This is a genomic window from Chryseobacterium gambrini (assembly GCF_900156825.1).
In the GTDB taxonomy this organism is placed as follows: domain Bacteria; phylum Bacteroidota; class Bacteroidia; order Flavobacteriales; family Weeksellaceae; genus Chryseobacterium; species Chryseobacterium gambrini.
Genome location: NZ_FTOV01000010.1, coordinates 148,300 through 174,140 on the forward strand (window position 1 = coordinate 148,300; position 25,841 = coordinate 174,140).

22 protein-coding genes are annotated in these 25,841 nt (G+C 35.7%); 15 read left to right on the plus strand and 7 right to left on the minus strand.

What is annotated here, in order from left to right; all coding sequences use genetic code 11:
- Positions 1–35 precede the first annotated feature (35 nt).
- The gene (locus BW951_RS16645) at positions 36–1,064 is read left to right on the plus strand and encodes a pirin family protein (RefSeq protein WP_084196471.1); all 1,029 of its coding nucleotides are present in this window, start codon (positions 36–38) and stop codon (positions 1,062–1,064) included.
- A gap of 266 nt (positions 1,065–1,330) precedes the next feature.
- Here BW951_RS16645 and BW951_RS16650 read toward each other — a convergent pair whose 3' ends face one another.
- Positions 1,331–1,963 carry a hypothetical protein gene (locus BW951_RS16650; RefSeq protein WP_076394944.1) on the minus strand — a complete coding sequence of 211 codons (633 nt, stop codon included), beginning with the start codon at positions 1,961–1,963 and terminating at the stop codon, positions 1,331–1,333.
- A gap of 611 nt (positions 1,964–2,574) precedes the next feature.
- On the opposite strand from BW951_RS16650, the gene BW951_RS16655 reads away from it, so the two are divergent.
- The 6 genes from BW951_RS16655 (at position 2,575) to BW951_RS16680 (ending at position 10,111) form a co-directional block, all read left to right on the plus strand.
- Complete coding sequence (locus BW951_RS16655; protein WP_076394946.1) at positions 2,575–4,701, plus strand: type IA DNA topoisomerase; 2,127 nt, start codon at positions 2,575–2,577, stop codon at positions 4,699–4,701.
- A gap of 791 nt (positions 4,702–5,492) precedes the next feature.
- Positions 5,493–5,915 carry a PaaI family thioesterase gene (locus BW951_RS16660; RefSeq protein ID WP_076394948.1) on the plus strand — a complete coding sequence of 141 codons (423 nt, stop codon included), beginning with the start codon at positions 5,493–5,495 and terminating at the stop codon, positions 5,913–5,915.
- 65 nt (positions 5,916–5,980) lie between these two features.
- Entirely contained in the window at positions 5,981–6,325 is a 345-nt protein-coding gene (locus BW951_RS16665) for a phage holin family protein (RefSeq protein ID WP_076394950.1), read from the plus strand.
- A 156-nt stretch (positions 6,326–6,481) separates the two neighbouring features.
- Positions 6,482–8,476, plus strand: a complete 1,995-nt coding sequence (locus tag BW951_RS16670) for a S9 family peptidase (protein ID WP_076394952.1) — start codon at positions 6,482–6,484, stop codon at positions 8,474–8,476.
- Positions 8,477–8,936: 460 nt separating this feature from the next.
- Positions 8,937–9,425: a DNA-deoxyinosine glycosylase gene (locus BW951_RS16675; protein WP_076394954.1), complete on the plus strand. Its 489-nt coding sequence runs from the start codon at positions 8,937–8,939 to the stop codon at positions 9,423–9,425.
- Positions 9,422–10,111, plus strand: a complete 690-nt coding sequence (locus tag BW951_RS16680) for a hypothetical protein (RefSeq protein ID WP_139326192.1) — start codon at positions 9,422–9,424, stop codon at positions 10,109–10,111. The genes BW951_RS16675 and BW951_RS16680 overlap by 4 nt, the downstream gene beginning before the upstream one ends.
- A gap of 56 nt (positions 10,112–10,167) precedes the next feature.
- Here the strand turns inward: BW951_RS16680 and BW951_RS16685 are convergent, their stop codons facing one another.
- On the minus strand, positions 10,168–10,884 hold the full coding sequence (locus BW951_RS16685; RefSeq protein ID WP_228427556.1) for an AIM24 family protein: 717 nt from the start codon (positions 10,882–10,884) through the stop codon (positions 10,168–10,170).
- Between the two features lie 177 nt (positions 10,885–11,061).
- Here BW951_RS16685 and queA point away from each other — a divergent pair, with 177 nt between their 5' ends.
- From queA to BW951_RS16710, 5 genes are all read left to right on the plus strand, one after another.
- Complete coding sequence (gene queA / locus BW951_RS16690; protein ID WP_076394958.1) at positions 11,062–12,111, plus strand: tRNA preQ1(34) S-adenosylmethionine ribosyltransferase-isomerase QueA; 1,050 nt, start codon at positions 11,062–11,064, stop codon at positions 12,109–12,111.
- Between the two features lie 89 nt (positions 12,112–12,200).
- Complete coding sequence (gene rlmN, locus BW951_RS16695) at positions 12,201–13,235, plus strand: dual-specificity RNA methyltransferase RlmN (RefSeq protein WP_076394960.1); 1,035 nt, start codon at positions 12,201–12,203, stop codon at positions 13,233–13,235.
- 77 nt (positions 13,236–13,312) lie between these two features.
- The gene (locus tag BW951_RS16700; protein WP_076394962.1) at positions 13,313–14,251 is read left to right on the plus strand and encodes a sterol desaturase family protein; all 939 of its coding nucleotides are present in this window, start codon (positions 13,313–13,315) and stop codon (positions 14,249–14,251) included.
- Between the two features lie 431 nt (positions 14,252–14,682).
- The gene (locus BW951_RS16705; RefSeq protein ID WP_076394964.1) at positions 14,683–15,561 is read left to right on the plus strand and encodes a hypothetical protein; all 879 of its coding nucleotides are present in this window, start codon (positions 14,683–14,685) and stop codon (positions 15,559–15,561) included.
- Between the two features lie 69 nt (positions 15,562–15,630).
- Complete coding sequence (locus BW951_RS16710; RefSeq protein ID WP_076394966.1) at positions 15,631–16,608, plus strand: polyprenyl synthetase family protein; 978 nt, start codon at positions 15,631–15,633, stop codon at positions 16,606–16,608.
- Between the two features lie 59 nt (positions 16,609–16,667).
- Here BW951_RS16710 and BW951_RS16715 read toward each other — a convergent pair whose 3' ends face one another.
- The gene (locus BW951_RS16715; protein WP_139326193.1) at positions 16,668–17,483 is read right to left on the minus strand and encodes a hypothetical protein; all 816 of its coding nucleotides are present in this window, start codon (positions 17,481–17,483) and stop codon (positions 16,668–16,670) included.
- A 186-nt stretch (positions 17,484–17,669) separates the two neighbouring features.
- Positions 17,670–17,966, minus strand: a complete 297-nt coding sequence (locus tag BW951_RS16720; RefSeq protein ID WP_228427557.1) for a hypothetical protein — start codon at positions 17,964–17,966, stop codon at positions 17,670–17,672.
- Positions 17,967–18,100: 134 nt separating this feature from the next.
- Here BW951_RS16720 and BW951_RS16725 point away from each other — a divergent pair, with 134 nt between their 5' ends.
- Both BW951_RS16725 and BW951_RS16730 read left to right on the plus strand, forming a co-directional pair.
- The gene (locus BW951_RS16725; RefSeq protein WP_076394970.1) at positions 18,101–20,533 is read left to right on the plus strand and encodes an alpha-ketoacid dehydrogenase subunit alpha/beta; all 2,433 of its coding nucleotides are present in this window, start codon (positions 18,101–18,103) and stop codon (positions 20,531–20,533) included.
- A gap of 114 nt (positions 20,534–20,647) precedes the next feature.
- Positions 20,648–21,934 carry a hypothetical protein gene (locus BW951_RS16730; protein ID WP_076394972.1) on the plus strand — a complete coding sequence of 429 codons (1,287 nt, stop codon included), beginning with the start codon at positions 20,648–20,650 and terminating at the stop codon, positions 21,932–21,934.
- A gap of 13 nt (positions 21,935–21,947) precedes the next feature.
- Here BW951_RS16730 and BW951_RS16735 read toward each other — a convergent pair whose 3' ends face one another.
- Positions 21,948–22,337: a winged helix-turn-helix transcriptional regulator gene (locus BW951_RS16735; protein ID WP_076394974.1), complete on the minus strand. Its 390-nt coding sequence runs from the start codon at positions 22,335–22,337 to the stop codon at positions 21,948–21,950.
- A gap of 305 nt (positions 22,338–22,642) precedes the next feature.
- Between BW951_RS16735 and BW951_RS16740 the strand changes: the two genes are divergently transcribed.
- Positions 22,643–23,704: an NADH:flavin oxidoreductase gene (locus tag BW951_RS16740; RefSeq protein ID WP_076394976.1), complete on the plus strand. Its 1,062-nt coding sequence runs from the start codon at positions 22,643–22,645 to the stop codon at positions 23,702–23,704.
- Positions 23,705–23,904: 200 nt separating this feature from the next.
- On the opposite strand, the gene BW951_RS22855 is transcribed toward BW951_RS16740, so the two are convergent.
- Both BW951_RS22855 and BW951_RS16745 read right to left on the minus strand, forming a co-directional pair.
- Entirely contained in the window at positions 23,905–24,066 is a 162-nt protein-coding gene (locus BW951_RS22855; RefSeq protein WP_157967285.1) for a bacteriocin-like protein, read from the minus strand.
- Between the two features lie 277 nt (positions 24,067–24,343).
- Positions 24,344–25,546 (minus strand): C1 family peptidase, encoded by a 1,203-nt coding sequence (locus tag BW951_RS16745; RefSeq protein ID WP_076394977.1) that lies wholly within the window; start codon positions 25,544–25,546, stop codon positions 24,344–24,346.
- Between the last annotated feature and the right edge of the window lie 295 nt (positions 25,547–25,841).

A 25,841-nucleotide genomic window follows, 5' to 3' on the forward strand; every position in this document is an offset into this window, starting at 1 on the left:
AAAATTGTAAACCATTAACTTTTAATTGAATCAAAATGAAAGCACTGAACTTTTTGGTAATCGGAAAAAATGACGAAATTCTTGCAACCTTACAAAGAATTATCGAAAAAAATGATGGATGGAAGGCTGAAATTCTGAGTGATGAAAGCAAGAGTCAGGATTTTATCAAAAATAATCCCGTCGATATTGTTTTGCTGAGTTCCGGTCTGGAAGAACAGTTCGAAAAACAGATCAGTGTTTTTTGCAGAAATTTTGATGAAAATATAAAAGTAATAGAACATTACGGCGGCGGAAGCGGATTGCTGTTCAACGAGGTGGAAAACAGTTTTGCAGCAGCAAAAAAGCCTGAAAACAGAGTCGTGCACCGCGCAGATTCAAGAGGAGTAACCAACGAACAGTGGCTGATCAGTAAAAAGACCTTCAGCTTCGGAGAATTTTATGACCCCGAAAAAATGCAGTTCGGTGCCTTAAGAGTTCTGAATGATGATACCGTAGCCGCAGGAAAAGGTTTTGGAACACATCCTCACGACAATATGGAAATCATCAGCATTGCACTGGAAGGAACCCTGATCCATCATGATAATCTGGGAAACCATAACGAAATAAAAGGCGGCGAAATTCAGGTGATGAGCGCCGGAACTGGATTAATGCACAGTGAATTCAGTAAAGATGAAGGCGATTGGGTTAAATTTCTGCAAATCTGGGTTTATCCCAATAAAAGAAATGTAACGCCGAGATACGACCAGATGAAACTCGACAGAACGAAAAGCCAAAACAGATTTCAGCAGATCCTTTCACCCGATCCTCAAGACGACGGAATATGGATTCATCAGGAAGCATGGTTTCATCTCGGAGATTTTGAAAATACGGCTGAAACCCGATATCAGATAAAGAAAAAAGGAAACGGCGTCTACGTTTTCATCATCAAAGGAAGCGCAGAAATTGAAGGACAGCAACTCGAAGAAAGAGACGGCTTCGGAATTTGGGATATTTCCGAATTAAACATAAAATCCACATCGGAAAACACAGAGATTCTCCTCATGGAAGTTCCGATGGAAGTGTAGTGATATCGTGTGAATTGTTTTAAAGCTCTCTTTTTTAAGGGAGCTTTTTTAATTTCAGATTTTCCTTTCATATTAACTTTAATAGCCACTACTTTATCCTACAGTTAGGTTTAATTATTTTTTACCACACAGAGACATAGTCTATATAGATTATTTTAAATTAACTCAAAAAAAAACAGGATAAAATATTTCATCTTATCCTGTTTATTTCATAGTGAATACTTAATTTATCAAACCAATTATTTACATGAAAACTTTTTCAAAAATTATGGATTTAATTGTACCTTAAGTTCCTTTATATCACTTCCTCTATACAGGGTTAAATATGCTTTAGACAGATCTGCATCTTTAGGTATTATAAAATAAAATACTCTTTCAGCTTTTTCACCTTTCTTTAAAATTAGATTATTATTGTCTGTTGCAATATTTACAGCATCAGGATTTGCTTTGTAAAATGCTGGTGTAAAAGAAGTGAAATTTTGTATTTCTTCAGCTTTATCATTTAAATGAATAGATAAACTTGTATTCATTGTAGAAAATCTTCCTAGACACTCAAGACTCTCAAGACCAACGTTTACAGCTAATAATTGTTGTTCTTCGTTTGGCGCACCATACTCGATGTCTTTTTCAGCAAATTTAGCATTCGTGGTATAACTTACAATAGTATATTTTTCTTTTGTATAAAATCCTGATTGAAATTGCTTATCGTAAGTATTCTCACTTTCATCTATAAAAGAAGTACCGGATACAGTTGTTTTTGGCTCCGGTCTTACAATATTAGTGGTGTTTTCTTTAGCTTGTTGCTCAGTTTGTTCCTTAGTTTGTTCTTTTGTCTGTTCATTCTTACAAGATGTCAGGATCAGTCCAATTGCTAAAATTGAAATTCTAAATAGTTTCATTGTTTAAATATTGTTAACATAGTTATTAATGCGATAAAAGTATAATAATAATTTCTACCAACCTAATAAATTTTTCAAAACTAAAAGCGGCTAATAGTAAAGGTTGTCTAATTATGCAGATTTTTTCATTTTAACCGGGTAGATGTAAGTAAAATCATATTTTTTTAACATTATTTAAATATTCATTATGTAAAATTATATTTTTGTATTATCAAATTATAATTCCTACACTTTATAATTATAATTTGATTAATTGTATTGATATTTTGATAATCTGTAAGTAATATTCTTTCTTCTGTAAATCTAATATGAGCAACTGTATTTATATTTTGAGCGCCTGTAAGTAATATTCTTTCTTCTGTAATTGTAATTTGATTATCTGTATTTATATTTTGATCAACTGTAAGTAATATTCTTTCACCTGTAAATATGATATGAGCACCTGTATTTATAATTTAAGCGCCTGAAGAAAATATTTTATCACAATAAATTAGAAATGAACAACATCATTCTAAAATATATCATCCACATTTTCAACCAACAATCCGCAAATTAGCAAAATCCAAAAAAATTCCCGATTTTTGCCCTCTCCAAAAAATTCCGAGACATTCATGAAACTTTGTATTGCCGAAAAACCCAGTGTTGCCAGAGATATCGCCAAAGTGTTGGGCGCCACCACGCCGAAACAGGGCTATATGGAAGGAAACGGCTATTGTGTGACATGGACTTTCGGGCATCTTTGCACCCTCAAAGAACCTCACGATTACGGTCCGCAGTACAAATCGTGGAATCTGTTTTTGCTGCCCATTATTCCCAATAATTTCGGGATCAAATTAATTCCCAACAAAGGCGTAGAAAATCAGTTTAAAGTTATTGAAAGATTAGTTGAAGAATGTGATGAGGTCATCAATTGCGGGGATGCCGGTCAGGAAGGAGAACTGATCCAGAGATGGGTTTTACAGAAAGCAAAATGCAACAAGCCCATTCAGCGTTTGTGGATTTCTTCCCTTACCGAAGAAGCCATTAAAGAAGGTTTTGCCAATTTAAAACCTGCCGAAGAGTACAAAAATCTCTACCTAGCCGGAAATGCAAGAGCGATTGGAGATTGGTTATTAGGAATCAATGCAACGCGGCTTTTCACCAAAAAATTTGGGGGAAATAAAGCCGTTCTTTCCATCGGAAGAGTGCAGACTCCCACTTTGGCAATGCTCGTTCAGCGTCAGAAAGAAATTGATGCTTTTACCACCGAAGAATATTGGGAACTGAAAACCAAATACCGCGAAGTTATTTTTAACGCCGCCATCGACCGTCTCAAAACTTTGGAACGAGCAGAAAAAGGGCTGGAATATTTAAAACAGAATCCTTTCGAAATCGTTTCTTTTGAAATTAAAGAAGGAAAAGAAAAAAATCCAAGACTGTTCGATTTAACGGCACTTCAGGTGGAAGCCAACAAAAAATACGGTTATTCTGCGGAGAATACTTTAAATTATATTCAGAGTCTTTACGAGAAAAAGCACGTTACTTATCCGCGTGTGGATACAACGTACTTGTCTGAAAGTTTATATCCGAAAATAGAAGGAATTCTGAAGAAAATGTATTTCTATCAGGAACTTATCGCCCCTTTACTGGAAGCTCCGATTCCCAAATCGAAAGCGGTTTTTGATGATACCAAAGTAACAGATCACCACGCAATCATTCCGACGGAAGTTCCGCCTTCCCAGAATTTAAGCAGGGAAGAAAAACTGGTCTATGATCTCGTAGCGAAACGTTTCATTGCCGTATTTTATCCCGAGTGTAAAATTTCCAATACTTTAGTAGAAGGAAAAGTAGGAACCATTCCTTTCAAAACCAGCGGAAGACAGGTTCTGGAACCGGGATGGAGAGCCGTTTATGCCAAAGAACCGAAAGAAGAACCCAATGATAAAGAAAAAGAAAAGGAAGAAGAACAGACCATTCCCGAATTTACCGTCGGAGAAACCGGACCGCATGATCCGATGATCCATCAGGGAAAAACGACTCCGCCAAAACCTTACACGGAAGCAACTTTGCTGAGAGCTATGGAAACCGCAGGAAAACAGGTGGAAGATGATGAACTGCGCGAACTCCTGAAAAACAACGGTATCGGAAGACCTTCAACCCGCGCCAATATTATCGAAACCCTTTTCAAGCGGAAATATATCGAGAAGAAAAGAAAAAATCTCATCGCCACCCAAACCGGAATTCAGCTGATTGACACCATTGAAGATGAATTGCTGAAAAGTCCCGAATTAACCGGAGAATGGGAACTGAAACTCCGAAAAATTGAAAAAGGCGAATATGAAGCCAATCATTTTAAGGAAGAGCTCATCCAGATGGTGACGGAGCTTACCAAAAAAGTAGTCGACGGAAAAGGAAAAGTCATTTCTTTGGAAGAAGAAAAAGTGGAAGAGGTAAAAGAAAAGAAAAAACGCGAACCTGCCGTTAAAAAAGAACTTCAGTCGTGGGAAGAAACCAAATGCCCGAAATGCAAAGAACATCATTTAATGAAAGGAAAAACCGCTGTCGGATGCTCCGATTTTAAAAACTGCGGCTTTAAAGTTTCCTTTGAGATCTTCGGAAAAAAACTGTCGGACAAACAGCTAATGGATTTGGTCTTAAAAGGCAAAACCTCAAAATTAAAAGGCTTCACCACCCATCCCGAAAGTGTGGCAGAAGGTGTTTTATCGATGGATGAGCAATTTCAGATTGTTTTAAACTAAAGATTAAACACAAATACCACAACGAAACATCAATAGGAGCGGACTTTAGTCCGCTTTCAAATTTTGTCAAATTTCAACGGCTTCAGCCAAAACATAATAATTCTTAAACTTAAAAATGGCTTTAGTCCAACTTAATAATTCTTAACCTCTCAAATATCCTTAACGGTTAAAATATTTGCGCCATTTGCGAAATCTATTCGTGCTATTTGTGCTTAAACACAAACTTCGATTTTTAATCATTTAAATAACAGCAACATAACATTTGCGAAATTTGTGAACAAATTATTCGTGCAATTCGTTTTTAAACATAAAATTTGTGAAATCTATCTGTGCCATTTGTGTTTAAATAACTTCAGCCAAAACATAATAATTCTTAAACTTAAAAATGGCTTTAGTCCAACTTAATAATTCTTAACCTCTCAAATATCCTTAACGGTTAAAATATTTGCGCCATTTGCGAAATCTATTCGTGCTATTTGTGCTTAAACACAAACTTCGATTTTTAATCATTTAAATAACAGCAACATAACATTTGCGAAATTTGTGAACAAATTATTCGTGCAATTCGTTTTTAAACATAAAATTTGTGAAATCTATCTGTGCCATTTGTGTTTAAATAACTTCAGCCAAAACTCAATAATTCTTAACCTCTCAAACATCCTTCATGGTTAAAATATTTGCGCCATTTGTGAAATCTACTCGTGCCATTTGTGTTTAAATCAAAAGCAAGCATAATATTTTCGCATTTGTAAAAAAAATTGTGCAACTTGTGTTCAAATTATAAACAAAAAATGACACCCCATAAAAAACAGCTCATCACCGACAGCTTCAACCGCTCCGAGACATTAAAATTCTACAAAGCCGAACTGTTGGAAGTGGAAACCGACTTCATTTCCATGAAAATCCCGAAAATGGAACTCATGACAAGAAAAGCGGGAATGTTCAACGGAGCCATGATTGCTTCTTTGGTGGATGTTTCTTCAGGTTATGCGGCAGTAAGTCATTACGAAGAAGACTGTTATGTCGTAACCGTTGAGTTGAAAGTCAATTATTTAAGACCAGCCATCGGAGACGCTTTAGTTTCAAAATCCTACGTAATAAAAGGAGGTTCAAAGATCAGTGTGATCCGCACCGAAATTTATGTGGTAGATGAAGACGGAGCTTCCGAAAGTCACGTTGCCACGTCTTTGGTTACGATGATGAAGATCAGATAATTTTTTATAACAAGTGGAATAGCTTTTGCACAGGAACACGCATCAACAACATTAAAAATCATACTATGAACTTAATTATTCGACTTTTGGTAACGGCCATTGTTGCCTATCTTTTAACATGGATTTTACCGGGAGTACACTTTACAGGATTTGGCGGAGCGATCATTTTTGCCATCGTTTTAGGGCTTTTAAATTTAATTGTAAAACCTGTTCTTAATATTTTGGGATTGCCTTTAACGATTATTACATTGGGGCTGTTCACCTTAGTAATCAATGCAATTATCATCCTGATCGCCGATTATTTTATAGACAGCATGATGGTAGACGGATTTTTGTGGGCACTGATTTTCAGCATCCTGCTTTCCATTGTCAGCTCACTGGCAAACTCAATGTTTTCGGACGGAGATTAATTTAAAATTTAAAATGATATAAAAATCGCCTGTTAAAACGACAGGCGATTTTTTGTGCGCGTTTGTGTTTTAAAAATAGTTAACTTTGGCAATCTTTGAATTAAATAAAGACTTTATGATTGGATTGAATGATAAAGTCATAAAAAATGAATTAATATGAAACTTAAGTACAGTCTGCTGGCTTTGGCAGCTCCGCTCTTAATGAATGCACAACAACTAATGACGCCTGAAATTTTATGGACTTTGAAAAAAGTTGGAGTACAGGCAGTTTCTCCCGATCAGTCTTCGTTAATCTATAAAATAGGACAGACCGATCTTAAAACCGAAAAAACAAAAAGCGAGAACTATTTCCTGAATGTTCTCAACAATCAGTCCGTGAAAGTTGATTTAGGCAAAAAAGCACTGATTCAGTGGGATAAAAACGGATTGTACGCGCAGGAAGGCGATAAGATTTTTCTTTCAAAAGACAACGGTAAAACATGGACGGAGTTTTACACCATCGGTGAAGCAGATAATATTGTTATTTCTCCCGACGGTAAAAAAATAGCTTTCAGCAAGCAGGTTTTGGTAGAAAAAGTAATGGGAAAAGACAAATATTCCGATACTCCGAAAACCACCGCGCAGGTTTATACAGATCTGAATCACAGACACTGGGATTATTTTAATGAAGGAAAGTACAATCATGTTTTCGTAGTAAATGTTTCAGATAAAGCAGATTCTGCAAAAGATTTACTGGAAGGGAAGATGTGGGATTCTCCGCAAAGACCTTTCGGCGGAGCAGAAGATTTCATCTGGAGCCCGGATTCTGCACAGCTTTTATATGTAACTAAACCGAAAAGCGGCAAAGAATACTCTACAAGCACAAACACAGATATTTTTGCATACGATCTTGCTTCAGGAACAACAAAAAATTTAACCGAATCCAATAAAGGATACGACGTTAATCCGAAATTCAGTCCGGACGGAAAATCACTTTTGTGGCAGAGTATGGCAAGAGACGGTTATGAAGCCGATAAAAATGATGTAAAAATCATGGATTGGAAATCCGGAAAAACAACAAACCTCACCGCAGGTTGGGACGAAAGTGTTTCCGGAGATGTTTTCTGGAGCGGAGATTCAAAAATGATCTATTTCACGGCAGCTTTCAGAGGAACAAAGCAGTTATTCTCTTTAGATCCTAAAAATGCTAAAGTGCAGCAGATCACAAAAGGTGATTTTGATGTGAACGAAATTTTTGCCGATCAGAAAACTTCACTTTTGGTAGGAAGAACCGATATCAATCACGCCACAGATATTTTCTCTGTCAACCTTAAAAACGGAGAAATGAAGCAGGTTACGGAAGCCAATAAAGAAATGTATGCACAGTTGGCTCAGGGAAAATCTGAACTGAAAATGGTGAAAACTTCGGACGGAAAAGAAATGGGAGTGTGGTTCCATTATCCGCCAAACTTTGACCCAAACAAAAAATATCCAACCCTTGTTTATTGTCAGGGAGGTCCGCAATCTGCCTTAACACAGTTCTTCAGCACAAGATGGAACTTTGCTTTAATGGCAGCCAACGGATACATTGTTGTTGCACCAAACAGAAGAGGAATGCCGGGTTGGGGAACAAAATGGAATGAAGAAATCTCAAGAGACTGGGGAGGACAACCAATGAGAGATTATTTGGCCGCAACAGATTACGCAAAAACTTTACCTTACGTTGACGGAAGCAGAGTAGCGGCTGTCGGAGCAAGTTATGGAGGATACAGCGTATTTATGTTAGCCGGAATTCACGAAAACAGATTCAAAACGTTCATTGCTCATGATGGATTATTTGATATGAAATCTTGGTATTTAACAACAGAAGAACTTTGGTTTGCGAACTGGGATTTAGGTTCACCATGGGAAAAACCACAGCCAAAAGCTTATACGGAATTTAACCCTAGCAATTTTGTTGATAAATGGAACAAACCGATCATGATCGTTCAGGGCGGAATAGATTACCGTGTTCCTTACGAGCAGGGTCAAGAAGCATTTCAGGCAGCAAAACTGAGAGGTTTGAAATCCAAATTGGTTTATTTCCCGAACGAAAATCACTGGGTGTTGCATCCTCAAAACGGTTTGGTTTGGCAAAGAGAATTCTTCGACTGGCTAAAAGAAACTTTATAAATGTAATCTTCCCTTCTGAATTCCCCTCCTTTGGAGGGGTGGCAAAAATTCATAGAATTTTTGACGGGGTGGTTTAAACAGATACAAAAATCAACAGAAAACGGGCTTTTAGTCCGTTTTTTGTTTTCGAAAATATGCTCATTGGCTGAGTGAAACTTCATCGCGAACGAAAAATATTCGGTTTTATTTAAAAGTTTGTTTAAACTCATTTTAAATTTAACTGCAAAAGATACAAAAGACTTTATTGGATTTATTTAAAGTATTTCTAAAGTCTGAAAAGAGAAAAAATCTTTGATTTTTTTAAACTTATGTGCTCTTTTTTCCATTTAAGTAGTAAACTTAAACAACTAAAATGTAACAATCTTTTGCATCTTTTGCGGTAAAAAAGTTTAGACAAGTTTTAAAAGAAAATCTTAGCGATCATCGGGTTAAAAAAAATAAAAACCTATAAATTTGATTTATGCAAAACAGAATATCTTCCTTTCCCCCAATCATCGACAACGATTCTAAAATCATCATTCTGGGATCAATTCCCGGTGTAAAATCGTTAGAAAAACAACAATATTACGGACATCCCCAAAACAAATTCTGGAAAATTATTTTTGAATTGCTCAACGAAGAATTTACAGAAGATTATGATGAAAAAATCAACCTTTTAAAGAAACACAATATCGCACTTTGGGACGTTATCGATTCCTGCGAAAGAAAAGGAAGCCTCGATTCTGAAATAAAAAATGAAGAAGCCAATCAGATTGAAGAACTCCTGGAAGATCATCCGAATATTCAGGCAATCTTTTGTAACGGTGGAAAGTCGTATAAAAATTTGCAGAAAATTTTAGGGAAAAATTACAAAATACCTGTATTTTTACTGCCTTCTACAAGTCCGCTTCACACAGTGTCTTTTGAAAAGAAACTGGAGGAATGGAAATTAATTAAGGCATATTTATGAAAAAACTAATAGCGTTATTTTTATTCTTTACTTTTGTTAATATGTTTTCTCAGGAGTATCATTTTGATTATTACATTAGATACAAGCATGAATTAAAGAAAAATAATAAAGAACGACCTGAAATTATGGATTTGCAATATATTGTTAATTCTCAAGATCATTCTTACAGGATTTTTTTCATACCTGTTAATAGAAATAGGCTCACTGCTTCAATTATAGATTTTAAAAATAATTTGCAACATTATTTTGATATAAGGAATACAAAATTTCCTTTAAAGGAAAGTGATTTTGATTATAAATATTCAATGAGAATGCCTTTTGTTAAAAAGCAATTTGAAGAAGAATCCAAAAGAAGATTTTTCAATTCCGAATTGCTTAAAAAACAAAATGATGGACTTGTTAATTATTCGATTAAAGAATTTACAAATGAGAAAATGAAGAATCCAAGAGCTTCTGCGGAGGTTGTATTCGCAGACTTTAAAGATGATTTGTCATTTGTTGGGCTTCAATTATTGTTTGATTACTATGAAATTGATAAGAAAGTAAAATTCAGCAGTAACTATATTTTAAAATCCGCCTCAAAAAAGTTTGAAGATTTAGAAATTAATCTGTCATTAGATGCTATTGAACCACAGGATTTCATTATTAATATAAGTCAAAGCCAGTTAAAATTTAAAAATAATTAAAATATAAGAGGCATTCTCGAAAGTGAAACAGCCTCTTATATTTATTATTGAAATAATTACTTCTCAATTCTGTAAACCTCTTCATAAGGCTGAATCAGAACCCATCCATTCCCCGAAAACTTCATCTGGAATTCCTCACCGCTTCCTCTTCCAATCAGACTTTTGAAAGAAACGTTGGTTTTCAGTTCAGGAGAAAGGTTTCCGGACCATGCAACGGTTGCATTCGGATCTGTGAAAACCGGCGCATCCGGAGTTACCAGTAACGTTAAAGGCTCACCGTGAGTGGTAATAGCAATGTGTCCTGTTCCTGAAAGCTTTACCTGAAAAAGTCCGCCCGACATTACCCCTGCAATACTTTTGAGCATGGTAATATCGCTTTTAATGCTTTGTTCATGCGCTAAAACATCGTTTCCGTTTACGCAGACCGCTTCATTATTTAGATAAAGAATACGGACTTTTTTACCTGAATCCGCAACGTACAATTTTCCGGTTCCTTCGGCTTTCATTAATTTTGCGCCTTCGCCGCTGATCGCTTTTTTCAATAAATTTCCGATTCCTCCGGAAAGCATTCCCTGTCTTTCGAAATTAACGTTTCCGATGTAGCCAACCATGCTTCCTGCCTTCGTCCAGACAGACTGATTGTTGAGGTTGATCTCCAGAAGAGAGGGTTTTTCCAGCTCGAAATAATCTCTTTCCATTGGATTTTCTTTCGTTTCGTTCACAAAAGATTCAATCGAATATTTGCTAATAGTGTAAATTTTTAATGTTCTCAAAAATAGCTTTTTTATGGCTTAAAAAATATCGGAAAATCACGGTTTTTTATTTCACGAAAAATTTTATTTAACATCTGTTTAAATATTACTTGACAAAGGGGTATCGAATGTCGTATATTTGCACTCCGAAAATTACACCTTGTAATTTCAATAAATTTTTAAACCGTAATTTAAAAAATGAAAACATCAGATTTTAATTTTGATCTTCCTGCGGAATTATTGGCAGAACACCCATCAGAACACAGAGATGAAGCCAGATTAATGGTTTTAGACAGAAAAACTGAAACGATTCAGCATAAACTGTTCAAAGATGTGGTTGATTATTTCGACGAAGGAGATCTTTTTATCTTCAACAATACTAAAGTTTTTCCTGCACGTTTATACGGAAATAAAGAAAAAACAGGAGCTAAGATTGAAGTTTTCCTTTTGAGAGAGCTTGATAAGGAAACCCGTGTTTGGGACGTTTTGGTAGATCCGGCAAGAAAAATCAGAATCGGAAATAAATTATTCTTCACAGAAGATGAGTCTTTGGTTGCTGAAGTAATTGATAACACCACTTCAAGAGGAAGAACTTTAAGATTCTTATTCGACGGTTCTTACGAAGAATTCAGAGCTAAATTAAAGGAATTGGGAGAAACTCCGCTTCCGAAATACATCAAGAGAGACGTTGAGCCGGAAGATGCTGAAAGATATCAGACGATTTATGCGAAAGTAGAAGGCGCGGTTGCAGCACCTACTGCAGGTCTTCACTTCTCAAGACATTTGATGAAGAGACTGGAAATCAAAGGAATCGACTTTGCTGAGGTTACACTTCACGTTGGTTTGGGAACTTTTAACCCTATTGAGGTAGAAGATCTTTCTAAGCACAAAATGGAATCTGAGGAAATCTTTATTGATGAGAAAAACGCTCAGATCATCAACAACGCTGTTGATGCGAACAGAAGAGTTTGTGCAGTTGGAACGACTACCATGAGAACACTTGAAACTTCAGTTTCTTCAAATAAAAAAATCTCTGCTTTCCACGGATGGACCAATAAATTCATTTATCCTCCACACGATTTCGGAGTGGCAAACTGTATGATCACCAACTTCCACACGCCAAAATCTACATTAATTATGATGATTGCAGCGTTTGCAGGAAGAGATTTCATAATGCACGCCTACGAAGAAGCCGTAAAAGAGAAATACAAATTCTACTCTTACGGAGATGCAATGTTAATTTTATAAGAACGGAAGCTGGAAGTTGGGTGCTGGAAGTTTGCAATTCGGCACCCAATTTTTCTTCCATCTTCTGACATCCAACATCCAACAACATAATGAAAGACATCAGAACTTTATCACTGGACCAGCTCAAAGAATACTTTGTTTCTTTGGGAGAAAAGCCGTTTCGTGCGAAGCAGGTTTATGATTGGTTGTGGAGTAAAAATCTTCACTCGATTGATGAAATGACGAATCTTTCAAAACCTCTTCGTGAGAGAATCGCCGAAGAATATACCATCAATCCTGTTTCTGTGGATCAGCTTCAGAAAAGTACAGACGGCACCATTAAAAACGGAGTGAAATTGCACGACGGCTTATTGGTGGAATCTGTTCTTATTCCTACAGAAACCAGAACCACCGCTTGTGTTTCTTCACAGGTCGGATGTTCATTAAACTGCGAATTCTGCGCAACCGCAAGACTCAAAAGAATGAGAAATCTTGAAGTTGCCGAGATCGTGGATCAGGTTGCTTTAATCGACAGCCAGAGCAAAATGTATTTCGACAGACCGCTTTCCAATATTGTTTTTATGGGAATGGGAGAGCCGATGATGAATTACAAAAACGTGGTGGAAGCCATCCGCAAAATTACCCAGCCGGAAGGTTTGGGAATGTCTCCCAGAAGAATTACCGTTTCCACTTCAGGAATTCCGAAGATGATTAAAATGCTCGCTGATGAAGAACTGAAAGTGAAACTGGCTTTGTCTCTTCACTCTGCCATTGAAGCGAAGCGTAACGAGATCATGCCTTTTTCCGATAAATTTCCTCTAACGGAAATCATGGAATCTCTTCAGTACTGGTATAAAAAAACAGGCTCTGTCATCACTTTCGAATACTGTGTCTGGAAGGACATTAATGACGGTGATGAAGATATCAAAGCTCTGATTAAATACTGCAAACAGGTTCCTTCTAAAGTTAATTTAATTCAGTATAATCCTATTGGTGACGGAAAATATGACCAGTGCAACAAACAGGCAGAAGAAAATTATATCCGTCAGTTGGAAAATGCAGGAATTGTCTGCGTGGTAAGAAAAAGCCGTGGCGGAGACATTGATGCAGCCTGCGGACAGCTTGCCAATAAATCTGCGGATTAAAATTTTATTAAAAAAATCAAAAAATTTTCTTAACGCTTTCCTAAAATCATAACTTTGTACCACAAATTTTAAAAGTGATGATGGATTACTTTATGGATGAAAATGGATTGGAAAGTGTCTATTCATGGTCTATTCCTGTTCATGCAACCGTTATTTTAGCCGAAATGATTTACAGTCATGTTTCGGAGGCTAAATTATACGATAAAAAAGATGTGGCAACGAGCGTTTTTCTGGCATTAATGAATTTCGGACTGGATTTATTGATGAAGGCTTTTGCAATGGGAGTCATGTTCTTCTTTTACAATCTTAGATTTTTCTCGTGGGATTTTACGATCTGGTACTGGCTGATTTGCTTTGTGGTAACGGATTTTGCATATTACGTTCTCCATTATGTAGATCATCATTCCAGAGCATTCTGGGCGGTTCATATTACGCACCACAACTCAGAATATTTCAATTTGACAACAGGTTTCAGAAGTCCGGTTTTACAGCCGCTTTACCGATATTTGTACTTTTCGCCACTGGCTTTTTTAGGATTCAATCCATGGCATATTATGGTGGTGTATGCAATCGGTCAGGTATATGGAACGTGGGTTCACACCCAGACTGTGAAAAGTATGGGCTTCCTTGAGTATATTTTGGTAACGCCTTCTCATCACCGTGTTCATCATGCGTGCAACATCAAATATCTTGACAGAAATATGGGAATGTGTCTCATTATCTGGGATAAAATTTTCGGAACTTTTGAAAAAGAAGACCCCAATGTTCCTGTGAAATATGGAATTTATCCAAAAATGCCGGATAATAAACCCGATACGGTTCTTCTGTACGAATGGAGAAAAATATGGAAAGATATTAAACAGCCGGGACTGAAATTTTCAGATCGTATCAATTATATTTTTAATTCTCCGGGATGGCGACACGACGGAACCGGAAAAACCGTGAGACAATATCAAAAAGATTACTGGGCAAGAAAAAATAAAAATAAAGATCAGATTCAGAAGAAATCTGCTTAGTTTTTAAACGCAGACAACACAAATTTTACACGGACTTCACAAATATTTTAATTATTTGGATTTAAATATAATCTTAAGTCTGTTTAAACTTTTTATTTAACCATAAAGGAGAACTAAACGGTTATTTAGATTTTGATGATTATAAATAAGAAGGCCACAATAGTTTTTAAAAATCTTTGATTTTTATTCTTTTGAGCGCTTTTATTATTCTGGAAATTCGCTTTATCATTATCTTTTGCATCTTTTGTGGTTAATTCTGAAATTAGTTTAAATAAGTTGCCTTTGCGAAATTAAAAGCATAAAATTTTTAAATAAAACTTTTGCGATCTATCTGTTAAAAATAGATTCTTCTTTCGTCAGAATGACAGAGGAACCTCTAATTTTGTATAAAAAACTAGTGTCATTTGTGTTTAAATAAATATTTTTACCTCATGAAAAAGCTTTTCCTCATACTTACCCTTACAACTTTCACCTTCTCATTTTCCCAACAGGCTGAACTTTTCAAAATCAGAAAATACAGAATTGGTAATTTGGAAGATAAGGTGAAGGAAACTTCCGGTTTAAGTTTAATGAACGGAAAACTGTATACTTTTAATGACAGCGGAAATTCTCCCGAACTTTTTGAGTTGGATAAATCGACAGGACAAATCATCGGCACGATACAAATCAACGGAAAAAATAAAGATTGGGAAGCGCTTACAAACGACGGTAAAAACTTCTACATTGGAGATTTCGGAAACAACGGCGGAACCAGAAAAGACCTCGAAATTTATAAAGTTCCTTTTGAAAATAATTCATCAAAAAATGATTCGGTTAAATTAATTTCTTTTGAATATCCTGAACAGCAGGAATTTATTCCCAAATATTCCGAAACGGATTTCGATGCGGAAGCGATGATTTATCTGAATGGTAAGATTCATCTTTTTACGAAAGAGTGGGGTTCAAAATCAACAACACATTACCTTATCGATCCTGAAATTTCAGAAAAGCAGAACGCTCAGAAAATCGAAAATTACAAGACTGGTTTTATGGTAACAGACGCTTCTTACTTTAATAAAAAACTCTACTTAATAGGCTATACCAAGAAGACAGAAGTGTTTTTAGATATTTTTGATGAAGCAGAGCCGGGAATTTTTTTTAAACAAAATCCTCAACATTATTATCTCGGAAGCGCTTTATCTATTGGACAAATTGAAGGAATTGCCGTTGATGAAACAGGAATCTATATTTCGGGGGAAAAGTTTCATTCTCCGATTGGCGGAGGAAAACAAAGCCTTTATTTTATTCCGATAGATAAACTCAAAGATTAATTTCCCTTAAAATTGCCCGAAAAAAATTATCTTTGTGGGAATTAATAATTTATCTCTTATTCAAAGATTGTGGCGAACACCGTTGAAGAAATCAAGCGACCGATCAATGAGGAAATGAAACTTTTCGAGCAGAAGTTTTATGAATCCATGCAGAGCAAAGTACCTTTACTAGATAAAGTCACTCGTTTTATCGTTACCACAAAAGGAAAGCAGATGCGTCCGATGTTTGTCTTTCTTTGTGCAAAATTAGTCGGCGACGTCAACGAAAAAACGTATCGCGGAGCTTCCATGATCGAGCTGATTCATACGGCAACTCTGGTGCATGATGATGTGGTGGATGAAAGTTTTAAACGTCGTAATTTCTTTTCAATCAATGCGTTGTGGAAAAACAAGATTGCTGTTTTGGTTGGAGATTATCTTTTATCCAAATCGGTTTTATTATCCACAGATCATAAAGACTACGATTTATTAGGTGTTATTTCAAGAACCATCCGCGAAATGTCCGAAGGAGAGCTTCTTCAGTTGGAGAAAGCCAGAAAACTGGATATTACAGAAGAGGTTTATTATGAAATCATCCGTCAGAAAACAGCGACTTTAATTGCTGCATGCTGCGAAATCGGCGTTTTGTCGAATAATGCAGACGAAGTTCTGGCTAAAAAAATGATGGATTTCGGAACCTATACCGGAATGGCTTTCCAGATCAAAGACGACCTTTTTGATTATCTAACTTCAAACGTTATCGGAAAACCGGTAGGAATTGATATCAAAGAGCAGAAAATGACGCTGCCTTTGATTCATACTTTAAAAATAGCAAACGAAAAAGACAGAAAATACTATTTCAATACGATTAAGCGTTACAACAACGATCAGAAACGCGTAAAAGAGTTGATTAATTTTGTTAAAAGTTCCGGAGGTCTGGAGTATGCGATTACCGTAATGAAAGACTTTCAGCAAAAAGCAATTGATATTCTGAACGAATTTCCCGATTCTGAAGCAAAAAAGTCATTGCGAATCATGCTGGATTATGTCATCGAAAGAAAATTTTAAAACAGATTTTTCAAAATAAAAAAAATCGGAATGTGCAAAACGTTCCGATTTTTTATTGGTTATATTTTCTGAATCGTAATATTGGTAACATTACCACTTCCTGTACTTCCTGTTTCCGAAGCTAAAACCGTACAGTTTTGATTCGGAGCTGCCGTAAAACGAACCTGATATCCTGCACTCGGTACAATAAGCATCGTCGTGTAGTTCATGAGTTCCCCAATTCTGACAGTGGCAGTGAGTGTAGGGGTATCCGCTCCCGCGTAATGGCTTCCTCTCGCAAGATAATTATTATCGGGAACAGGTCTTACTCCCAAAACAAGCTGTGTACCTGCAGTAACATTTCCAAAACTTGCCTGAAACGTTACAATATAATTTCCTGCCTGATTGAAGGTAAGCGTTCCGGTAGTTGAATTGTAAGAATAATACGTTGAAGTTACCAAAGGAGCTGCAAAAAGTAAAGTAGCAATCACGCCGCTGTTTGCGTTCTGATCGGCAGATAACCGCGCATGGAAAAGATCTGTTGTGGTAAAATTTATGGTTTTTAATACACCGTTTCCATCTGCGACTACATATTTATCTGTTCCGGGAACTCCTGTATTGGAATTGATGGCACGAACTCTTACGTTTCCTGTTGCTACATCCAGTTTTTCACTGGGATTTATCGTGCTTATTCCTACATTTCCGGAATTTGTTATTGCAAAATCATTAGCTTGTTGTGTGGTAGTTGGAGTTCCGGAAGCCGCATTATCTTTGTTTCCGTCTACATGAAAGGTCGTTTGAGGATTAGCAGTGTTAACTCCTACCTGTGCGTAAGAAGACAATGGTATCAAAATAAAGGGTAATATTTTAGTTACCTGAAATAATTTGTTTCTCATGATTTTTGAAATTTGTGAATTTTTTTCCAAACTCTTCAAAAATCGTACCGATTGATTTTGTATATTTTTAATTAAATTTGATTTTCGTTGATTTTATTTTGTTGTTTAATGTGTTTTAAATATTAATAAATGGTTATTGATGTTGTTTATTTAAATATAATTTAATATGAATTTATCAGATTAAAGTTAAATTATTTTTACTGTCACAATAATTACAGCCAGAACAATGCAAAATAAAGCGATTAAAAATAAATAATCCGCAATAGTTTCAAATCTGAAAGAACGTCTTTCATGCTTCGATCTTATTGCAAGAAAAGAAAAGAAACAACTGAAAGCAAAAAAAAGACAGGCAACTCCTGCAAACTCGTCCAAATGCGTGCTGTGGCTGATTTTTGATATCTTTAATGAAGTGATAATGACCAGAGAAAACCCCAGAAGATTACTCGATGCATTAAGGATATGAGACGATTTTTTCTCCATCATTTACAAATTTATTCCAATATAAACACAATTTATTTTATTATCAAATTTTTAAAAAAGATTATTAAAAATTAAAATTAATTTAAAAAGTGTATATTAGCAAAATACTTCAAAATAAAAATATTTAATATTTGGCTATGCAGACAACCTATATTGAAACACAGCAAATTTCCTTTCAAGATTTTAAAAATCAGATACTTGAAGATTATAAATTAGGAAGGATTTCTCGTGAAATGTCCTATTTGGGAAGAAGAGAAGTTCTTACGGGAAAAGCTAAGTTTGGTATTTTTGGGGACGGAAAAGAGCTTCCTCAGCTTGCAATGGCGAAAGTTTTCAGAGATGGAGACTTCCGTTCGGGATATTACAGAGATCAGACCTTTGCATTGGCTGTAAATGCGTTGACTGTTGAAAGTTTTTTTGCACAATTGTATGCAGATACAAGCGTGGAAAGAGAACCTGCTTCAGCCGGAAGACAGATGAACGGTCACTTTGCGACAAGAAGTTTAAATGAAGATGGAAGCTGGAAAGATCTAACGGCTCAGAAAAATATCTCTTCCGATATTTCTCCTACTGCGGGACAGATGCCGAGATTATTAGGATTGGCTCAGGCTTCTAAAATTTATAAAACCGTAAAATTCGAAGGCTCTGAAAAGTTTTCCAGAGAAGGAAATGAGATTGCTTTCGGAACAATCGGGGATGCTTCTACAGCAGAAGGTCATTTCTGGGAAACACTGAATGCGGCTTGTGCGCTTCAGGTTCCAATGGTAGTTTCGATCTGGGACGACGGGTACGGAATTTCTGTTCCTACGAAAAATCAGAGAGCAAAAGCCGATATCGCTGAAATGCTGAGCGGTTTCCAGAGAAAAGAAGGAGAAAATCAGGGGTGTGAAATCATTCAGGTGAAAGCTTGGGATTATCCTGCACTTTTGGATGCTTATGCTAGAGCAGAACAGTTTGCGAGAGTAGAAAGCGTTCCGGTAGTGGTTCATGTGATTGAAGTTACACAGCCACAAGGTCACTCCACTTCAGGATCTCACGAAAGATATAAAAATGAAGAGCGTCTGTCTTGGGAATCTCAGTTTGACGGATTGGTGAAATTCAGAGAATGGATTTTGAATTATTCCATCGAAATTGAAGGCAAAGAAGAAGTTCTGGCAACAGCAGAAGAGCTGGATGCTATTGATAATGAAGCGAAAAAAACGGTAAAAACAGGTCAGAAACAGGCTTGGGAAAATTATCAGAAAACAATTACAGATTTAATCGGTTCTGTTTTACCTTTGGTTGAAAATCTTAAAGGGCAAAACACTGAAATCGATAATTATATTACTCACTTCAATAAACTGGTTTCAAAAGCGAAGAAAGATGTTTTCCATTTGGTGAGAAAATCTTTACTGGCAACGAGAGGAACCCATTCTGCAGAAAGAAACCAACTGATGCAGAAATACAACGAGATTTTTGAAGTTGAAAAAGACAATTATTCTTCTCACTTATATTCTCAGTCTCAGTGGAAAGCAGAAAACGTAAAAGAAATTAAGCCAATTTATTCCGATGCTTCTGAAGATGTGGACGGAAGAGTAGTGGTAAGAAACAATTTCGATAAAATATTCGAAAAATATCCTGAAACTTTAGTCTTTGGTGAAGATGCCGGAAATATCGGTGATGTAAACCAGGGTCTTGAAGGAATGCAGGAAAAATACGGTGACGTTCGTGTTGCCGATACTGGAATCCGTGAAGCAACCATTTTAGGACAGGGAATCGGAATGGCAATGAGAGGTTTAAGACCGATTGCCGAAATCCAGTATCTTGATTATATTTTGTACTGTTTACAGGGGATGAGCGACGATTTGGCAACCGTTCAGTACAGAACAAAAGGAGGTCAGAAATCGCCGGTTATCATCAGAACGAGAGGTCACAGACTGGAAGGAGTTTGGCATTCAGGTTCTCCGATGGCAGGAATTCTGAATCTTTCTAAGGGAATTCTGGTATTGGTTCCAAGAAACTTAACGAAAGCTGCCGGATTCTACAACACCATGCTTCAGAGCGATGATCCTGCTGTAATCGTTGAATGTTTAAATGGGTACAGATTAAAAGAAAAACAACCGGATAATTTAGGTGAATTCACTGTTCCTGTCGGAAAAATCGAGGTGACAAAAGAAGGAAAAGACGTTACTTTGGTTACTTATGGTTCTACATGGAGAATTGTAATGGAAGCAGCGGAAGAGCTTGAAAAATTAGGAATTTCTGCGGAAGTGATTGACGTTCAGTCATTAATTCCTTTTGATTTAACACATGAGATTGCAGAATCTGTAAATAAAACAAACCGATTAGTCGTAATCGACGAAGATGTGGAAGGCGGAACTTCAGCGTTTATTCTTCAGCAGATTTTAGAAAAACAAAAAGCGTTCAGATTCTTGGATTCTGATCCGTTAACAATTTCTGCAAATGATCACAGACCGGCTTACGCAAGTGACGGAGATTATTTCAGCAAGCCTTCTACGGATGATATGGTTGAAAAAATCTATGCAATGTTTAACGAAACAAATCCTCAGAAATATCCTGCGATATTTTAATTGGGATTTTAAATAAATTTTGAAACCGCTTTCTTTTGGAGGGCGGTTTTTATTTTGAATTATTAGATAACATTAATTTCCTTAATTTTATAAATATAAATTTTTAATAATAACATGGATAGTCAAATTAAGGGAACAGAAGGAGAAGATTTCGTCAATGATTTAGCATTTTCTTCATTTTTTAAATATTGGTGTTATCCAAGTCCAAAATATGAGAATGGTGACAAAAAGGAAATATGTGATTTGCTTGTTATCTTTAATGATGTTTTGATTATTTTTTCGGTTAAAAATTATGAGTTTAAAGGAAATCATCTAAGATATTTTAATAATACAATCTCAAAAGCGACTAAACAAATAGCAGGTGCTTTTAAGACTCTTTTCAGTGATAAAGAAATAAAAATTAAGCACCCTGACAAAATAGAAGAAATTTTTCTAAAAGATAAAATTCAAAAAATTTTTAGAATAGTTGTTAATTTGGGTGAAAACGTAAAATTTTATCCATTTAATTCTCTAACTAATAAAAATGATTTTGTTACAGTTTTTGATAAAATAACATTTAAGACGATAATTAAAGAGCTTGATACTATTCCGGATTTTATAGATTATCTTAAAAAAAGAGAAGAGTTATTTAAAGATAGATTTACAATAATTCTTCCAGCAGATGAGAATGATTTTTCTGAAGAAACTCAAAAAGATTTTTTTTCTTTAACTCAAGACAATTTAAATACATCGATGAAAACAATGTTAGTTTCTGGATCTGAAAATGATTTACTAGCCTACTTTTTATTAAATAAAAGAGAATTTCCTAAAGTTTTACAAGATGAAGAAATTACAGATTATTATTTAACTATTGATGGTAAATGGGAGGAATTTACAAATCAGAAGTTATTTGAAAATAAGAAAGAAGCGGATAGAATTAGTTATTTTATAGATAAATTTGTTGAAAATGAATTACTTATAAATATAACTGCTGACCGAGAAAAGATAGCAAAATATTTATTATCTTTTGATAGACTAACCAGACGATCAATTTCACAAAGCTATTTTGATTTTCATGAAAAAAATACAAAAAATTCTGGTCTTTATTTTGGAAGGAGAATAGGAAACTTTAATGGAGTTGGTATTTTGTTTACTAGTTATACTGATGAAATGTCAGATGAAATGTTTAGTACTTTGAATCAACTTGCGATTGAATCATTCAATTTATATGAGAAGTATAAATACAAAACAATTATTCTCATTTCTACAAACAAACATCATCGCTTTAAATTTGGTCTAGTGGAGAATATAGTGCCTTATCCAAAAGAATATGAACAGCAAATAATTCATGATATAAATGTGTTAGGTTGGTTTACAAATCTAACAGAAGAAAAATATACTAATAAAGAATTTCCTGATTAATTAAAAAATGCTATTAAATAACAGTCTTTTTTACTTTCTTCCCTTCCAAAATCATTTTGCAATCCTTCTCTTTCTCCGGATCATACACATGATATTTCGTTTCCCATTCTTCCAGTTGATATAAAATCGGAAGGAGAGCCAATCCTTTTTCTGTGAGTGAATACTCAACTCTTGGAGGAATTTCTTTGAACTCCTCACGAATTACCAATCCGTCCGATTCCATTTCTCTCAATTGGTCGGTCAGAACTTTTCTGGAGATCACATTGATTCTTGCTGCCAATTCTCCGAAACGCAATTTACGGTCTTTAATCACTAATACAATGATCGGTTTCCATTTGCTTCCCAAAGCAGACATTGCTTTTCCCAAAGGACAACTGTATTGCATTAATTCGTTCTTTTTCATAAAGATGTATTTCTAATTTCTATTTTTTTGTTGAACACGAAGTTCACAAAGATTTTTTTATACTAACTGTTTCAAGTTTCACAAAGCCGTTTCACTTATAGGAGAACAGAAATCTTCTACAATATCACCACACTAAAATTATAGGATCCTCTCAATCTTAGACTCTACCTCAACCTAAACCTTACTGTTACCTCCACGTTACCATCATCAGTTACCACAAAGTTACCACTTTTTTTCTTTGTAAGATACAAATATGAACTATTATTAGTTACTTTGTGTAACAATAATAAAATAGTAAGTTAAAAATGAGCACAGAATCATTATTTCAACCTTTTAAATACAAGAATTTAGAACTTAAAAATAGAATCGTAATGGCTCCGATGACGAGAGCACAATCCGATAACGGAGTTCCTACACAGCAAATCACAGATTATTATGCAAGAAGAGCGGCTTCCGAAGTGGGATTAATTCTTTCGGAAGGAACGGTAATTAACAGACCTGCTTCAAAAAACTTACAGAATATCCCGGATTTTTACGGAACTGAAGCATTGAACGGATGGAAAAATGTAATCGATGCAGTTCATGAAAACGGAGGAAAAATGGGACCTCAAATCTGGCACGTTGGAGACACAAGAAGTTCTGCGGATTATCCTTCTATTGAGATGGAAAAAGCTTCTGCCATGACGTTGGAAGACATTCAGGATACTATTGCTCAGTTTGCCGCTTCTGCAAAATCTGCAAAAGACTTAGGATTTGATGTAGTGGAAATTCACGGAGCTCACGGTTATCTTATCGACCAGTTTTTCTGGGATGTAACCAATACAAGAGCCGATGAGTATGGTGGTAAAACGCTGAAAGAGAGAAGCAGATTTGCGGTTGATGTGGTTAAAGCGATCAGAGCTGCGGTTGGTGAAGATTTCACGATTATTATTCGTCTTTCTCAATGGAAACAGCAGGATTATTCTGCAAAACTTGCGAATACACCGGAAGAAATGGAAGAGTGGTTATTGCCATTGAAAGAAGCGGGAGTTGATATTTTCCACTGCTCTCAAAGACGTTTCTGGGAAGCAGAATTCGAAGGTTCTGATCTTAATTTCGCAGGATGGGCAAAGAAAATTACCGGACAGCCAACCATTACTGTAGGTTCTGTAGGTCTTGAAGGAGATTTTATGGCGGCTTTCGGAGGACACGGAACTGAAAAGGCGGATTTAACGGAGCTTACGAAAAGACTGGAAAGAGGAGATTTCGATCTGGTTGCGGTTGGTCGTGCACTTTTACAGGATCCTGAATGGGTGAAGAAAGTGAAAGAAGGAAAAATGGACGAACTTCAGGATTTCAAAGCCGAAAGCATGGCAACACTTTATTAAAAGTCAAAAGTCAATGGTGAATTGCTTTGCTGCCAGTTTTTATTGGAAAAATAAAAGCAAATTCATTATTCACTTTTACATAATTTTACCTATCAATTATTTTAAACGAAACCGCTTCAGGAGAGATTCTGAAGCGGTTTTTTCTTTTAAATATTCTAAAGATTTAAAATAACGTTAATTTCAGACACCTGAATTTACATTTAATTAGGACATCCGAAAGTAACGGAAACACATTTCCAGTATCCCGGAATTCCATTTTTTGGCGGATAGTAACACTCAACAGTATTTACTGGACATTCCGGAGCATTTCCTCCATTAATTCTTTTTAAATCAGATTTTGGTAATTTTCTTAAGTTTTTCATATTGAATAAATTTAATTTAATTATCAAATATAATATTTCTCCATTGAATGAAAAAATATTACAGCTCTTAAAAATGAAACTGCTTTCAATTCATTATTTAGATTTTACATTTAAAAAATTAAATCTGACTAAAGAAAATCAACGTGATATTTAAACAGCAAAGCTTTAACTACTTAAAAAACAATAGACAAAATAAAACCGCTCCCAAAAATGAGAGCGGTTTTTAACAGATTTAAATATCTAAAATTGTCATCATTGATGACAAAAGTGATCACATTTAGAGACCAATATTTTTTGTTGGCTTCAGTTGCTTTTTAATTGATTTTGGGAGCGCATCCTTATGAACCAGAATTGCTGTCGATTTGTATTCTACATAAGGTCTTGTTACATAAATATACCCTTCAAAGTCATTGGTAACACCCCAGGAATTTTTCACCATATAATATTCTTTCCCCGACTGATCTTTTGCCAGTCCTACGATGTGCATTCCGTGGTCGTCTGTTGTAGAAAGATTATTCAAAGCTTTCTGACGCATATCTTCAGTAATTGTCTTGTCTTTTTTCGGTTCTGTGAATAAACTTCCTTTGTTTTCTTTTGTGATCTGATCCAGATCCATGTCCGGAACATAAGCAACCCCGTTTTTATAAGAGAAATAAGGTTCAGAAACATCCGTTGCCCAACCTACAGAATATCCTTTGTTTACAGCATTGTCGATAATTGCCGTTAAATCTTTCATCGGTACGTTCCAGTCAGAATCATGGCTCCAGTTATCAGGAATCGGAACTACAAATTTCTGATAATACGGATAATCCTTGTAAGAAGAAAGTTCTACATAATCGTCCGGGTTGATTCCTACAACCTCTTTCGCAAAAGTTTGTGGCGTGTAAGATTTTCCTTCATATGTAAAGTTGGCAGGAACTTTTCCAAGATATTCATCCAAAATAGCATCAACGGAAGACATCCAGTTGTCCGTCAGTTTTCCTTTGGAACCAGCCTGAACCAAACTGTCCAGAACAGGCTTTAATTTTCCCTGCATTTCAGAGAAATTATTTAAACTCTGCCCCTGCTTCAAACCAGTGTAAACATCCTGTGGAACCGCTCCGTATTTTTTATACATATTGATTACGTCGTGAAGCTCTCCGCCGTCTCCCCAACTGATCGCGCCATTATTCAGAACGTATAATTTAGCTTTATCGTGGTAAGAATTTCTTGCAGTGTAGATTTCCGCCAGATCAACCGGTTTTTTGCCCATTCTCTGCATCTCAGACTCAAGGAAAGAATTTCCCGAATAGCTCCAGCAGGTTCCCGAAGAACCCTGATTTTTTACCGAAGTCGCACCCACATCTTTCAGCGTGGTAAACTGGAAATTGGCATTCTGGGATTGGTTGTTTTTTAACTTGTTGATTAAGTCATCCTGTGCAAACATCATACTTCCTGCAGACAAAACAAAAAGTAATGACACAAATTTTGAATTTTTCATTACTAAAAAGATTATTTATACGAATAGTCGTTCATATTAAAGATTTGTTACAAAGACAAAGGTTAAATTGAATATGATGTTTTCCGACAAAAAAGTTTTTTATCAGGAGCTGTTTCGCGCTTTCGCTACTCGCTTTTTCGTTTTTTTCGGCGCGGCAGCGAAGCTGCCGCGCCGAAAAAAACGAAAAGAGCTCAAACAGACTGCTCAATGGTAAGTTTGCATTAAACAAAACAGATTGATAACTTAGTTAAAAATATTAACCAGAAGAGCAAAAGCAGCAGGATAAAGACAGACG